The sequence below is a fragment of the Staphylococcus ureilyticus genome (assembly GCF_025558845.1).
GTDB lineage: Bacteria > Bacillota > Bacilli > Staphylococcales > Staphylococcaceae > Staphylococcus > Staphylococcus ureilyticus.
On sequence record NZ_CP094825.1, the window covers coordinates 2,229,097 to 2,243,899 of the forward strand.

A 14,803-nucleotide genomic window follows, 5' to 3' on the forward strand; every position below is an offset into this window, starting at 1 on the left:
ACCATTGTTTTATTGAAAAAGGGGATATTGACCGCAGATTATTATGAATTTTCTGGTAATTTAAACTAAATACTTAATTTTTTCTTAAAATTGACAATATCAAAATAATTTCTTAATTGCTTTAGCAAAATAGCTTTTAAAATACAATACATTGTGTTTACCGTTCCTATTAGTAGTATAATAAAATATTGCTTTGTCAGAAAACAGTAATTCACTTAATATATCTACAGCGAATTCTGTTCGAACAAACATCTCTTGTTTCATGCTAAATTGTTGTTGTCCTTCGAGCGCTCCGACATACCAATAAATTTGTTTGTCATCTTTAATAACGGTTTGTTGTTTCATAAACTGTACAAATCCTGGGTACCATACAGAAGGTGATATTAATATGTAGCTGCCAAAATTTTCTGGACTTTTAAATAATGTGTACAAAGCAAGTAGTCCACCTAGTGAAGCGCCAGCTATACAGATATCTTTGTTTCTTTGTGATATATTAAAACATTTTCTTAAATAAGGAAGCAAATGCTTAGTCATCCATAAAATATAAGCATCCGCTTCCCCTTTATAATGAACCCCATCTACAACCGTTTCCCATGGGCTATAATCCTGATTTCTATTGTTGGACTGTACTCCAACCAATATCATATCTCGCTCAATATCTTTAAATAACTCGTCTCCATCTTGCACTAATATAAGTGAATAACCACTTTCTTTTGCTTCATCGTATGCTTTGGGCAATTTCACAAAAATATCATGTTGTTGAAAATGAATTTTAAATGTTCCAATATTCATTTTAATCACCACTTTCTCAGCAGTTCAAATACACATAGATTTTAACTAAGAAAAATTAAATAAGTTTATTTTATTTTTCTTAGCATATTCTAATGCTAAAATTTCTAAAATATTGATAAAAGCTAAATTATCTTTAACCTTAATGTATTGAAACTTTAAATTTTTTTCACTTGCCTTAATATTTTTCGTTTCTGCTTCATCTAAACCATGATGCGCTAAATACGCTTTTCTAAATTTTGCAGTACCAACGTCTGAAGCTGAATTAAATTGGCCTAATTTATCAGATAAATCTTTTTGTGTAAATTTAAAACCAGTCATAAATCCACCAGCTTGTCCAACAAATATTGGTTTTTTATTTTCAAAAATTACAAAAACACCTTTTTGTTCTGCGACTTTACTTCTACTTTCATTATCAAAACTCAGTGCGTTTGCTTTATCATACTTAAATAATTTCTTTAATTGCTTTTGATAATCATCTAACAGGGCGTTTATTTTTTTCTCGCCATTCAATGTAATCATTCCTTTCTTTTTTTCAATTTACATATACACTAAATGACCTAATATTAAACCTTTTGTTATCATGATCACTTTTTTAATTAACGAAAAACCTCATTAGTTATTTAATGTAATTTTATTTTTGTCCTATATCAACGTGTGATATATACAACAAAAAAACAGGTGTATACGTATGGTTTATCAAGTAATAAACCTCGTATGCGCCCGTTTTTTATTCATAAATATTAATTAGGTTTATCATACTAATCAATATTCTACTATCGTAAATCATGCATTCTACGGCAATAAAAATGTATGGTAGCTTTCATAAGTAATAGTATTATTTAAGATAATTTAATACTGTTAATCCTACTGCTTCTGCAGAAACTCGCATTGAACTTTCACTGATATTAAATTTAGGATGATGGTGGGGATGGATTTCACCATTTTCTGGTGCAGCACCAGCATAAATAAATGTGCCTGGAATTGTTTTTGCATAGTAAGCAAAATCTTCTGAAGGCGGTTGTGGTTCACATCTTTCAACATTTTTAATGGCATCAGTATCCGCTTCTTTTATTGTGTCTACAACAAATTTTGTAAACTCAGGATCATTGTACAATGCTGGGTAATCATCATGGTAGTCTAATTCACATTTGACACCAAACATCGCTTCCAATCCATCTGACAAACGCGTCACTTCTTTTTTAATTGTGTTTTTAGTATCATCTGTTAACGCACGTACGTCACCTTCTATTTCAACACTATCTTTAATCACATTGAATTGTCCTTTACCATCAAATGAACCTATGGTAACAACACCTGTTTCAAATGGATTTAAGCGTCTGGAAACAACGGTCTGTAAAGCATTTACAAAATATGCACCTGCTACAATACTATCATTTGCTGTATGTGGCGAAGAGCCATGTCCGCCTTGACCATTGACTTTAAGCTTAAAGAAGTCACGCCCAGTTTGTACATTTCCTTCTCGATAATAGATATTACCTGCAGGCATATGACTCATGACGTGAACACCTAGTACGTGATCAACACCATCTAAAACACCATCTTTAATCATTGACTGAGCACCACCAGGAGGTACTTCTTCGGCAGGTTGATGTATAACAACCACTTTACCATTAAATTGGTCTTTCATTTCAATAAGTGTCTCTGCAAGAATCAACATATATGCAGTATGTGCATCATGCCCACATGCGTGCATCACACCATCATTTTTAGAAGAAAATGCTAGACCCGTATCTTCTTGAATTGGTAAAGCATCGAAGTCAGCACGAATTGCGATTGTCTTACCTGGTTTACCGCTATCTATAATAACTTTCAAACCATTTGGTCCTACATTCGTTTCAACCTTACAATCTTTACCTTCATAAAACGACTCTATATATTTAGGTGTTTCTTTTTCACAAAATGATAGTTCTGGGTGTTGATGTAAGTATCGACGTATCTCAATCATACGTGCTTCTTTTTCTTTCAATTTTTCAATCAGTTGTTTCATGATAATCATTCCTCCAATGAAATATACGATACCTTAATGTCATTATATACTTTTCAAATGACAACGTTGTAATATTGAATTATGCTTTATTTTGTTTCTTAAATGATGGCACAGCTAAAAGAATAATAACGAATGAAAGCAATGCCATTAATACATTTAGCCATAAACCAGCCATCGCTCCAAATTTCACATTTGTAGCTTCTGTAACAATGCCATATAATGCTCCTGATAAAGCTATACCAAACGCACCACCTAATGAGGAAGCCATTTTATAAATACCCGATGCTACACCAACTTTATCTTCAGGAGAATTAGATATCGCCATATCTGTAGAAGGTGTCGCATAAAAACCTAATCCTAATCCGTATAGTAAATAACCTATGATACATACTACGACATATAATGCGCTTGGCAAAAATGTAAATGATATTAAAATAATACCAACCATATTAAATGTTGTACCTAACAACATCGGTTTTTTAGCACCCACTTTTTGTAAAACTTTTTCACCGACTCTAATCATCAACAATACAGTAACCAAATATGTAATCGATAATAGTCCTGTTTGGAATGCGTTGAAACCTATACCTTTTTGAACGAATGTATTGGCTACCAGCAAGGCACCTGCAACACCATTAAGTAAGAAATTGGATAATGTCGCGCCTGTATAAGCTTTATTTTTAAATAATTTAAAATCAATTAATGGATTATGCTTTTTGTTTTCAACTATGACAAAAGCTATAGTTGTGATAATAAATACAATAAGCAATCCTATTATTATAGGTGAAAGCATGCCAAATGTACCACTTTGCGTAATCACGACATTAATACTTAACATCATAACTACAAAAAGAATTAGCCCAGTAAAATCAAATTTCAAGTTTGTTGTACTATCAGATTTCGTTTCCGGTGTCCCTTTTATTAATAACATTGCAATTAGTGCAACAATGATAGATAAAATAAAAATCCATCTCCAACCAATAAAAGTTGAAACCATACCACCGAATAAGGATGCTAAACCTGAGCCACCCCATGAACCAATCGACCAGTAACTCAGTGCACGCTGTCTATCTTTACCTTCAAAATATGTCTTCATAATTGCTAAAGTTGAAGGCATGATTGCTGCTGCTGATAAACCTTGAATTACCCTTCCTATGATAAGTAGTATTGGTAGATTACTAATTATAATCAATAAAGAACCAATGATACTTAACCATAAACCAAAATATGTTATTCTCACACGTCCTACTTTATCCGCTAGACTTCCTGCACCAACAACAAACATCCCTGAGAATAATGCTGTAATACTAACAGCAATACTGATTGTACCAATATTACTATTAAATGATTGTTGTAACGTAGGAACTACGTTTAATAAAGATTGCGCAAATAACCAAAAAGTGACAACCCCTAAGACAATACCTAATATTAATTTGTTGTCACCTTGATAACTCTTCGTATTTCCCTGTTGCGTCATTTGTTCATCCTCCTAAAATATTTTTAAAATGACAAATAGGGAAGATTAGCTTAGTTGGAAAATGTACTTATCTCTCGACATTTTCAATAAATCAATAAATGATACTTGCTATCCTCTCTATAAAATATAGTAGTCGGATATATTTTGCTAAAATATATAATAATTGTGGTTTTAGTATCGATTATTTTCTAAATAGCATTTGTGGTTTTAAATGACAAAAATGGACTATGCTATTTTTGTCATTTTGCATTTAACATTAAACAAATTTGATGACCATTTTATCGTCAAACATACTACTCAGCGAATCATATTGTATTTTTTCTCTATAAATATAATTAAAAGTATTTTTTAAATTCAATTATCTGTATGGCGTTGGTTTGTAATTTCAAATGATAAGATATCGTATCTACGACATCAACTTCACTGACATCTAATTTAGGGTAAGAGATTCTATTCACATAATTAATTGTTTCTATATCCATACCATGTTGTGTATTGTACTGTTGCCAAACTTGATAAAGCGCACCATTATTTTTATCTAGTGTTAAATGTTTTATTTTATATGATCCAGTAGTAGCATTTAATATATTGAGTTGATACTCTTTATGACTTAAATAATCTGTTTGTTCATTCGTCATATAATATGGATTGTAATGTTCTGCATCCCATATTACGATTTGAAAATGATCACTCTGTCCTACAACCATACAGTCTTCATTTTTAAAAAGTACTTGATTAAATAATTTTTTAAAAAACATACTTGTAAAAAATGCAGGTCTTTTTCCATCAAACTGATGATATAAATCAATACCATTTAATTCAGAAGTAACCTCATTTGAATTATATTGATGGTGTAATTCGTGATTGAGCCAATACCCAATTGCGTTAATTTGATGATTCATATCAATCAATTGCTCAAATATGATACCTGCTCTAAAATATTCACCATTTGTAAGGCTTGTATTACCTGTTAAAGTGTTCCAATTAAGTAGGACAATTGAAATATCTTTTCCTTTTATATTAAATCGTTCAGTGATCTTATTATACTGTTCTATGATATGTCTTTTAGCTAAATCATACTGTTGACTTTCAATTGATTTGAAATTAATAATATCATTTTGGTTTGCGCTAAACGCTATACTATCAACATCTTCACTGGAACTATCCAAGATTTGTTGGGCAGTTGTCACTTCATTAATATCAGTGATATCCGTATTAAGTATAATCTGAGTATGTTCAAAGTATTCCTTAAATAACATTATTATTTTTAATAGCATATTGGCTTTTTTGCCCTTCAAGTAAATGACTAATTTGAATTGTTGTCTATTCGGCACAGTATTATAAATATGCTCTAATAAAAATTTTAATTCTTTTGTATATTCCGCAAATTGGGATGGTAATGTTGGAGGATCAATTTCAATTCCTAAACCTATGTGATGTTCAAATAAAAAACTTAAGCATTCATCTACTTTCATATAAGGATGCATAGTAGGAATAAGTTCATCACTTTCAATAACTTTATGATCAATGTAGCCTTTTAAAATAGGATCTTTAATCAAAACATGATCCAAGCCTAAAAATTGTTGCACTTCTATCAGTTGTTTTCTGTATCTTTGAAGGCGCAATGTATCAAAACTACCAATTTGAATCACATGGTTATAATCTGATAAATCGTGTGTTTGATCGTAATTCAATGTAATATCAATAACTTTTTGATTATAGGGGGATTGGATCATAGTACCTAGCGTTTGTTGTATATAAGAATTTAAATAGTATAGATACATTTGATAGTTTTCTGACTCAGTGGTTTTTTCGGCGGTGCTCACTATATCTTCTACCTGATATTTTTTTCTATATTGCGAAGGTGTTAATGCTGTGTCTAATTTAAAATATTTCAACAGCATATTAGAGTTACTAAAGCCATTTTTAAAAGCAATTTGAGTAATAGCATCATCTGTTTGTATTAAGTCATTTTTACAATGTTCAATTCTAATATGGTTAACATAGTGATTGAAACCGATACCCATATGTTTTGTAAATAATTTAGACAAATATGTGTGACTTAAATGCACCTTTTCAGCTACTTCACTTAACGTGATTGGTTTGGTGAAATTTCTTTCAATATATTTACATACAAATGCTAGACGATGATCATTGACATGATGTTCATGATTTATATTTTCATAAGCTGGTAAATATCTTACAATCATAAACATTAAGTCAATTAACAGTTGTTCCATATATAATCTATAAAATTTACCTTTTCGAATATAGACGACACCTATCTTAGCCACAACATTCAGAATTTGTTGATAAATGACGTTTTGCAATGTCTGGGAATTTAAAATATATACTTTATCATTATAATCACTGATATATTGTTTTAAATACGATGCTTTCAAATGAATAGCGGTATATAAAGTGTCATCCTCCTCAATCAGTCGATAACGCTCTCGATGATTGATAATAAAAACATCACCTGCTTGAAATTTATGAATACTAGTCCCACTGACAAATTTTAATTTATTTTTTAATACGAGAACGATACGTACACCATCATTAAAATTAAATACTGAATTATTGCTTGGATTAAATTCGATATCATAAAATTTTTCCATAACACACCTCTTTATTAAAATATATTTTAATAAAATAAGTGCGTATTTGCTATTTTGATTTTAATTTGTCGTTAATTGGACAAAAATCTACCTATCTTCAAATAAAGTCTCTGATTTTGTTGACGGTCATTTATGTGCTTAATATATCTTGCTAATTTATGGATATGCTAAAACGATGTTAAAGTGTGTTAAACTGGTATGCTTTAACACTTCAAGTAAAGTAGATACAGAATCGAACGATACTCCAACAGACTTTTAAAAACTTTAGCTCTAGGAATATTATAAATATAAAAAAAATACTAATCCGTACACAACGGATTAGTATTTTTCTGAGAACAGTGTTAATTCCCGGAATATTTACTTTTTATTAATTGTTTTTTCAATTAGTTCATTTAAATGTCGAATGTTTTCACTTTGTTGTGCTAATAGCTTAACAATTTCATCATCTTCACGGCCACGCGTACTTTCGTTTTTATTCTCTACGTGTGTAGCGAAGGATGTTGATTGTTCACTATCATTTTGCAACTGTGTTAAATCTTCTTTATATGATTTTAAAGCTTCATATAAGAATGCTTGTTGTGTTGTTTGTTGTGCAATTTCGTTATATAGCCTTTTTGTTTTTTGATCTACAGATATCGTATTAGTTTCTCCATTGTACGCGTTTTGTTGTTTGCGAATGCTAAATGTACGATCATAACTATCATTACCAGCAGACTGATTGATACGTGAATAATTAGATGCAGGCATCTCGCCTTGTAAAGCATGCCCTTCAATATCTACGTGAGGTAATATTCTATTTAACCATGCAGGCATATACCAAGACGCTTTTCCAAATAATTGTGTCAACGCAGGAATCAATAATAAACGTACGATAAATGCATCAAACAATATACCAAATGCAAGTGATAATCCCATAGATTTAATCATTACATCATCTTGGAAGACGAATGCAATAAACACACTGAACATAATAAGTGCTGCCGCAACAACGACTGGACCACTTTCTTTAATACCTACTTTAATCGCGTGCTCATTATTACCTGTTTTACTGTACTCTTCATGAATACGAGACATAAGAAATACTTCGTAATCCATCGCCAGACCAAAGAGCAAGCCAATTGTAATAACCGGTAAGAAAGCTAGTAATGGTCCCGTTGTATCTACGCCAAACAGTTCAGACATAAATCCTTCTTGCATTATTAAAGTCGTAAAGCCTAATGTTGCCACTAAAGAAAGGACGAAACCTAGAACTGCTTTTAGTGGAATAATGATAGAACGGAAGACAACCATTAATAGTACGAACGCTAATGCTACGATTACGCCAGCAAATAATGGGATAGCTTCATTTAGTTTTTGCGACATATCTATATTAATTACACTTTGTCCAGATACTTCAGTTTTGAAATTATATTTGTCTCTCGCATCATCATTATAATCTCTCAAATCATGAACTAAATCATTGGTAGATTTAGCATTTGGACCTTTATCAGGAATTACCGCTACTAATGCATAATCTTTATTTTTGCTTAATTGGGGCGGTGCAACCATTTTCACATTATCCATATCTTTAATATCTTTGCTCAAGCTTTGTAAGTCTTTTTGCAACGCTTCAGGATTATCATTTTGATCTTTCACATTGACAAGCATTGCAATTTGACCATTATATCCTTCTCCAAACTTATCAGATACAATATCATATGCTTTTTTCTGAGTTGTATCCGCTGGTTTCATACCATCATCAGGTATACCTAAACGCATATCATTAATCGGTATAGCAGCTACAACTAAGATAATAAGTCCAATAAGCACTGCTGCAAGTGGTTTTCCAACTACAAATTTGGACCATTTCGTATCTACATCTCCCTCAAACTCAGTTTTCGTTTGTTTAGGATGAATTTTCTTATGGAAAATACTAATCAATGCTGGTAATAAAGTTAATGCACTAATCACTGCGACAAATACACTAATTGCAGAAGCGAAGCCCATTACGGCTAGGAAATCTATACCAACAAGTGATAAGCCACAAACAGCAATAATAACTGTAACACCTGCAAAGATGACTGCACTGCCTGCAGTTCCTACAGCTAAACCTATTGCTTTAATGTGATTTGGTTCGCTTTTAACAATTTGACGATATCTAAATAAAATAAATAATGCATAATCGATACCTACTGCTAAACCAATCATAACCGCTAATGTTAAAGTAACATTTGGAATATCAAATGCATACGTCAATAACGATATGATACCTACACCCGTGCCTAAACCAAGTAAAGCACTAATGATTGGCATACCTGCTGCAATAAACGATCCAAACGTAATTAGAAGTACAACAAATGCGACAATCACTCCGATTAATTCAGAAGAACCGCCAATTTCAGTCGATTCCATACCTGTACCCATCAGTTCTACTTGTACATTATGCTCATCTTCTAATTTTTCAACTTGGTCTTTCACTTTATCTTTTGAATCTTCTTTTAATGACGTTGCAGACACATCATAATTAATATCAGCGATGGCTGTCGATTTATCCTCACTGATTTGTTTATTGTCATAAGGGTCTGAGATATTTTTAATATCTCCATCATCATCTTTAATATCTTTCAATGTATCTTTGATATCTTTAGTCATATCTTGCTTCACTATGCCATTATCTGAATCACTTTTAAAGACTGCTCTAATTTGAGCTTTCTCACTGTCTTGCCCAAATTCGTCTTCTATTTTGTCATTCGTATCTAATGACTGTAATCCATTCATAGTTATATCATTATCAAACTTAGGTGAACTTATTGTAAGCGGTATAATAATTGCTGCAAGAATAATCACCCAAGCAACAACACTCCACCATTTGTGCTTTGCAACAAATGAACCTAATTTGTATAAAAATTTCGCCAAACTATTGCCTCCTTAATTAATCAACGTTATAGTTTATACATATACTGTAGATTATTTCTATTGACATCTTATAATGATTTACCCTATTTAAAAAAGAACTAAATATCCAATTCCGTATATTTAAACTACAGATTAGGAGAATTGTAGAATGAATGAAAAAGATTTGCGTGTAATCAAAACAAAACGGGCATTATCTCAAAGCTTATATGTACTATTAGAAAAATATGCGTTTTCAACTATTTCTGTTAATCAAATTTGCAATGAAGCGTTAGTTCATCGTACAACCTTCTATAAGCATTTCTATGATAAATACGATTTACTTATTTATTTAATGACTTACTTAACTCAAGATTACTTTTCCACAGATATTAAAGATCGCATCAATAACCCTTTTACTAGCTTAGATCAATCAATTACACACATTGATGAATTTAGTAAAATAAAGCATAAACAAGAAGACGATAAAGAATTTGAACGTACAGTTGAAAATCATTTTATCCGTATACTACAAAATGATATAAAAGCAAACGAACACCGTATAACGGTTGACCAAAGCGTTCCAATAGATTTAGTGTTTTATGTTTATGGTGCTACCTTATATGGTTTTATGGAGTGGATGCATGAACATAATAATAATAATATGTCGCCTCAAGCCATTGATGCACTTTTTCATAAAATGATTAATATTCAAGTTAATGATGAATAAAAAGAAGCACTCAGATGAATTGAATAAATCATCTGAGTGCTATTTTTCTGGGATTTATCCCAGAATCTTTATTTTACTAGAAATGTTATCCTAGCCGATTGTTAACAATTAAAACATTTCTGAAACAACTTTTTGTTCTAAGAAATGTAATAGATAATCTGGGCTACCTGTTTTTGCATCTGTACCAGACATTTTGAAACCACCAAAAGGATGATAACCAACAACCGCTGCAGTACAACCACGGTTTAGGTATAAGTTACCAACGTCATATTCTTTAACAGCTTCAATCCAGTTTTCGCGATTATTAGTAATAACTGCACCTGTTAATCCATAATCTGTGTCATTAGCGATTTCTAATAACTCATTAAAATCTTTTCCTTTTACAAAACCAACAACAGGCCCAAAGATTTCTTCTTGCATGATTTGATCGCTTGATTTAAGTCCAGAGAAAATCGTAGGTTCAACAAAGTAACCAGTAGCACCATCTGTACCGCCACCCTGTTCTAACTTACCTTCTTTTTTACCAATTTCGATATAATTTTTAATTTTATCAAATTGTTTTTGGTTAATAACTGGTCCCATTGAAGTGTTATTTTCTGTATTTCCTAAAGTTAAATCTTGTGTAAGTTTAACTGCTTTTTCTAATACTTCATCATATACATCTTGATGAACGATCGCACGTGAACAAGCAGAACATTTTTGACCTGAGAAGCCAAACGCTGATGAAACAATAGATTCTGCTGCCAAGTCTGTATCGATCTCTTTGTCAACAACAATCGCATCTTTACCGCCCATCTCAGCGATAACACGTTTTAAAAATTGCTGTCCTTCTTGAACTTTTGCAGCTCTTTCAAAGATTCGTGTACCTGTTGCGCGTGAACCTGTAAACGTAACAAAGTGCGTATGAACACTATCAACAAGATAGTCGCCAATTTCTTTTGGATCACCTGGTACAAAATTCACAACACCTTTTGGTAAACCTGCTTCTTCTAATACTTCCATTAATTTATACGCTGTTAACGGGGTATCTTCTGCAGGTTTTAAAAGTACTGTATTACCAGCAACAACTGGCGCTAAAGTAGTACCCGCCATAATTGCAAATGGGAAGTTCCATGGTGGGATTGTTACCCCAGTACCAATTGGTTTATAAAAATATTTATTGTGTTCGCCTTCTCTATCTAATACTGGTTTACCGTCTGCTAATTCCATCATTGATCTAGCATAATATTCGATAAAATCAATACCTTCAGCTGCGTCACCAACTGCTTCATCCCATGGTTTACCAGCTTCATACACCATCACTGCTGATATTTCTTCTTTGCGTCGTCTAATAATAGCTGCAACTCTAATTAAAAATTCAGCACGATCTCTGTGCGTCCAACGTTTCCAAGATTTATAAGCTTCATTAGCTGCATCAAAAGCTTTATCTACTTCTTTTGTTGTAGCTTTTGATACTTCAGCAATAACTTCAGAAGTGTTCGCAGGATTGATAGACTGAAATGTATCCTTAGTAAAAATTTTCTCCCCATTAATCACTAACGGAAGTTTTTGATTTAATTCACCTTTAACTTTCTTTAATGCTTCTTTGAATGATTCGACATTGCTATTATCAGTAAAGTCAATGCCTGGTTCATTTGTATAGTTGACAACCATTTTTTCTACCCCCATGTAAGTTTGTAAATAGAAAACTAAAATGGAAAAATTCCATTCTTATTTTCATTGTATAGGTATCACACAACAAATGCAATCGCTTACAATAACTTTTATAAAAATAAATCGTATTTTATGTCTAACTTTTACTTTTAAAAACTGTATTGCGCTTGATTTATATCGTTCAAGTGACTTCAAAAAACACTTTCCTTAAATTTTTTACATTTATGAACTTAAAGAAAGTGTTTAATTCGTATAATGTCACATTAAAATTGTTACAACGTCCATTCAATTCAACCATCGTTGAATAATGACATTTATCAAGTCAACAAACAATATTTAATTTTTATGTACTTTTTTGACTTTTATTATGTTTATGTATTTTTTTAACTAACAGTATGATGCCTGCAATTAGCCATAACAATGCTGTAAATATATTTAATGTAAACACACAGACAATTGCAAGTAATATAAATACAACACCTGCAGTTTTTGGTATCTTCTTGATTAATAAAACAAATATTAATGCTAAGATTGTCGTTACAATAACTAAGCCTAAAGCAACGATAAATAATTGACTAATACTATCTAATAATTGTGATGTTTCTGTTTGAGTTAAATTATCGCTAATAGCATCTTGATTTTTAAAAGAACCCATTAATGAACGTTTAAAACTCCGATCGTTTAAAAATGGTGCAGCAATAGCCATTAAAAAAATCAGTACAAATTGTATGAAAATTCCTAGCCAAATTAGTACTTTTTCCAAAGTACGTTTCATATGCAACCTCCTTTGCAATTTATAGTTTTTCATATGTTCTATACCCACAAAAATATGAATCATGCAACGTCATCCATATTATAATATTCGCTAGCATTTTCAATGAATAGTGTCATTGTATTAGGGTAATTTCTTAATATAAATGAAAACAAAGGGATGATTTAACACTATTATGAGTGACAAAAATGCACACGACAGAAAGAAGAAACATAGAAATCTTGTTTATATGATATCTGTTGCAATTATTGTACTTATAACATTAATTGCAGGTATTTTCCCTAAAAGTTTTGGTAATCACGCACAACAAGTCTACGATTATATAGCAAATAGTTTTGGATGGCTGTTTTTAGTAATTATTTTTATTTTAGATATATTTTTAATTGCGTTAGCCATTTCACGTTATGGTCGCTTTAAATTGGGTGATGATAATGAAGCTCCAGAATTTTCTATGATGTCTTGGATTGGGATGCTCTTTTCTGCAGGTTTGGGTGTCGGCATTGTATTTTGGGGTGTAGCAGAACCACTAACGCATTATTTACACTCTCCATTTCCTGGAAAAACGCCAGACGCTTCATCAGAATCAGCGCGTGTTGCTATGGGCTATACTTTTTTTCATTGGGGTATTTCTCAATGGTCTATCTTCGCAATTGCCGGTTTAACAGTGGCGTACTTCCAATTTAGAAAAAAACGTGATGGGCTCATTTCAACGGCGATGGAACCTGTATTTGGTGAATCTTACAAACGACCATATAGAAATGTGATAGATGTATTAGCCATTATAGCTACAGTAATGGGGATTGCCACATCTATTGGTTTAGGTATTATGCAAATTAGTGGTGGGCTACAACATGTCTTTAACGTTCCTAACAATAATGTTACCAAAATATCAATCACTATTTTAATGGTAGGTATTTTTTTAACATCAGCGATTACTGGTTTAAATAGAGGTGTAAAATGGTTAAGTAATATCAATATTGGCTTAGGCGCAATATTACTTATCTTCATGTTTATTTTTGGTGATTTTAAATTTATTTTAGAATCTTACACATTAGCAATCGGTGATTATCTACGTCATTTCATTGAATATAGTTTACGCATCAGCCCATATACAGGCGATAACAGTTGGATACAACAATGGACTGTTTTCTATTGGGCATGGGTTATATCTTGGTCACCGTTTATTGGTGGTTTCGTAGCTCGTGTCTCTCGCGGTAGAACGATTAGAGAATTTGTTATTGGTGTATTAATTATCCCACCTTTAATTTCATTTACTTGGATAGCTGGATTTGGTGGTACAGCTGTTAAAATAGCATTGAATGGTAACGACAATATCGCTAATATTGTCGACAAGGATTATACTGTTGCTCTTTTTGAATTATTATCCAAATTTCCTATTGCTGACATCACAAGTGCATTAGCAATCGCACTTATCTTTATATTTATCATTACGAGTGCTGATTCTACTACACATATTGTTGCGGGTATGGCAACTGGTGGTATTGCTAATCCTAAAATCAAACATAAAATTATTTGGGGCATATTAATTGGTGCTATATCTGTTTCTATGACAATTGCAGGTGGTTTAACAAGTTTACAAACTGCCTCAGTTGTAACAGGTCTACCATTTTCAATTATTTTATTACTCATGATTTTTTCTCTAATGCGTGCATTGAGAAGAGAACCAACGGAACACTTTAAAATGACCTACATCAATGATGATAAAGATTATTCTATACCACTAGAAGAACGCGAAACAAATCATTTAGAAACCGATGAGGATGCCCCGATAGAAGAAAATGAACCAAGTAATCATAACGATAATGACAAAAACCATGTTAAAGATACCAAAAACAAAGATGATTAATCTATCATACTGTTT

10 protein-coding genes are annotated in these 14,803 nt (G+C 31.9%); 2 read left to right on the forward strand and 8 right to left on the reverse strand.

Features of this window, described 5'->3' with window-relative positions:
* Positions 1–99: 99 nt before the first annotated feature.
* The 6 genes from MUA21_RS11070 to MUA21_RS11095 all read right to left on the reverse strand — a co-directional run bounded on the left by MUA21_RS11070 (position 100) and on the right by MUA21_RS11095 (position 9,790).
* Positions 100–792 carry an alpha/beta hydrolase gene (locus MUA21_RS11070; protein WP_107525265.1) on the reverse strand — a complete coding sequence of 231 codons (693 nt, stop codon included), beginning with the start codon at positions 790–792 and terminating at the stop codon, positions 100–102.
* A 45-nt stretch (positions 793–837) separates the two neighbouring features.
* On the reverse strand, positions 838–1,302 hold the full coding sequence (locus MUA21_RS11075; protein WP_107525266.1) for a hypothetical protein: 465 nt from the start codon (positions 1,300–1,302) through the stop codon (positions 838–840).
* Between the two features lie 325 nt (positions 1,303–1,627).
* On the reverse strand, positions 1,628–2,803 hold the full coding sequence (locus tag MUA21_RS11080) for a M20 family metallopeptidase (protein WP_064209399.1): 1,176 nt from the start codon (positions 2,801–2,803) through the stop codon (positions 1,628–1,630).
* Between the two features lie 76 nt (positions 2,804–2,879).
* The gene (locus MUA21_RS11085) at positions 2,880–4,277 is read right to left on the reverse strand and encodes an MFS transporter (protein WP_107525267.1); all 1,398 of its coding nucleotides are present in this window, start codon (positions 4,275–4,277) and stop codon (positions 2,880–2,882) included.
* 335 nt (positions 4,278–4,612) lie between these two features.
* Positions 4,613–6,895 carry a transcriptional regulator AryK gene (aryK, locus tag MUA21_RS11090; protein ID WP_107525269.1) on the reverse strand — a complete coding sequence of 761 codons (2,283 nt, stop codon included), beginning with the start codon at positions 6,893–6,895 and terminating at the stop codon, positions 4,613–4,615.
* A gap of 357 nt (positions 6,896–7,252) precedes the next feature.
* Entirely contained in the window at positions 7,253–9,790 is a 2,538-nt protein-coding gene (locus tag MUA21_RS11095) for an MMPL family transporter (RefSeq protein ID WP_262561276.1), read from the reverse strand.
* A gap of 148 nt (positions 9,791–9,938) precedes the next feature.
* On the opposite strand from MUA21_RS11095, the gene MUA21_RS11100 reads away from it, so the two are divergent.
* Positions 9,939–10,496, forward strand: a complete 558-nt coding sequence (locus MUA21_RS11100) for a TetR/AcrR family transcriptional regulator (RefSeq protein WP_103161502.1) — start codon at positions 9,939–9,941, stop codon at positions 10,494–10,496.
* A gap of 108 nt (positions 10,497–10,604) precedes the next feature.
* Here MUA21_RS11100 and pruA read toward each other — a convergent pair whose 3' ends face one another.
* Both pruA and MUA21_RS11110 read right to left on the reverse strand, forming a co-directional pair.
* A complete protein-coding gene (gene pruA, locus MUA21_RS11105; RefSeq protein ID WP_046206733.1) occupies positions 10,605–12,149 on the reverse strand; it encodes an L-glutamate gamma-semialdehyde dehydrogenase in 1,545 nt (514 codons plus the stop codon).
* A 343-nt stretch (positions 12,150–12,492) separates the two neighbouring features.
* On the reverse strand, positions 12,493–12,924 hold the full coding sequence (locus MUA21_RS11110) for a DUF4064 domain-containing protein (RefSeq protein WP_262561277.1): 432 nt from the start codon (positions 12,922–12,924) through the stop codon (positions 12,493–12,495).
* Between the two features lie 172 nt (positions 12,925–13,096).
* Between MUA21_RS11110 and MUA21_RS11115 the strand changes: the two genes are divergently transcribed.
* Positions 13,097–14,788 (forward strand): BCCT family transporter, encoded by a 1,692-nt coding sequence (locus MUA21_RS11115; protein ID WP_107525275.1) that lies wholly within the window; start codon positions 13,097–13,099, stop codon positions 14,786–14,788.
* Positions 14,789–14,803: the final 15 nt, after the last annotated feature.

Excerpts from the sequence above, each read along its gene's own strand:
- MUA21_RS11070 (WP_107525265.1), bottom strand. The coding sequence starts at position 792 with ATGAATATTGGAACATTTAAAATTCATTTTCAACAACATGATATTTTT.
- MUA21_RS11085 (WP_107525267.1), bottom strand. The coding sequence starts at position 4,277 with ATGACGCAACAGGGAAATACGAAGAGTTATCAAGGTGACAACAAATTA.
- aryK (WP_107525269.1), bottom strand. The coding sequence starts at position 6,895 with ATGGAAAAATTTTATGATATCGAATTTAATCCAAGCAATAATTCAGTA.
- MUA21_RS11100 (WP_103161502.1), top strand. The coding sequence starts at position 9,939 with ATGAATGAAAAAGATTTGCGTGTAATCAAAACAAAACGGGCATTATCT.
- pruA (WP_046206733.1), bottom strand. The coding sequence starts at position 12,149 with ATGGTTGTCAACTATACAAATGAACCAGGCATTGACTTTACTGATAAT.
- MUA21_RS11110 (WP_262561277.1), bottom strand. The coding sequence starts at position 12,924 with ATGAAACGTACTTTGGAAAAAGTACTAATTTGGCTAGGAATTTTCATA.
- MUA21_RS11115 (WP_107525275.1), top strand. The coding sequence starts at position 13,097 with ATGAGTGACAAAAATGCACACGACAGAAAGAAGAAACATAGAAATCTT.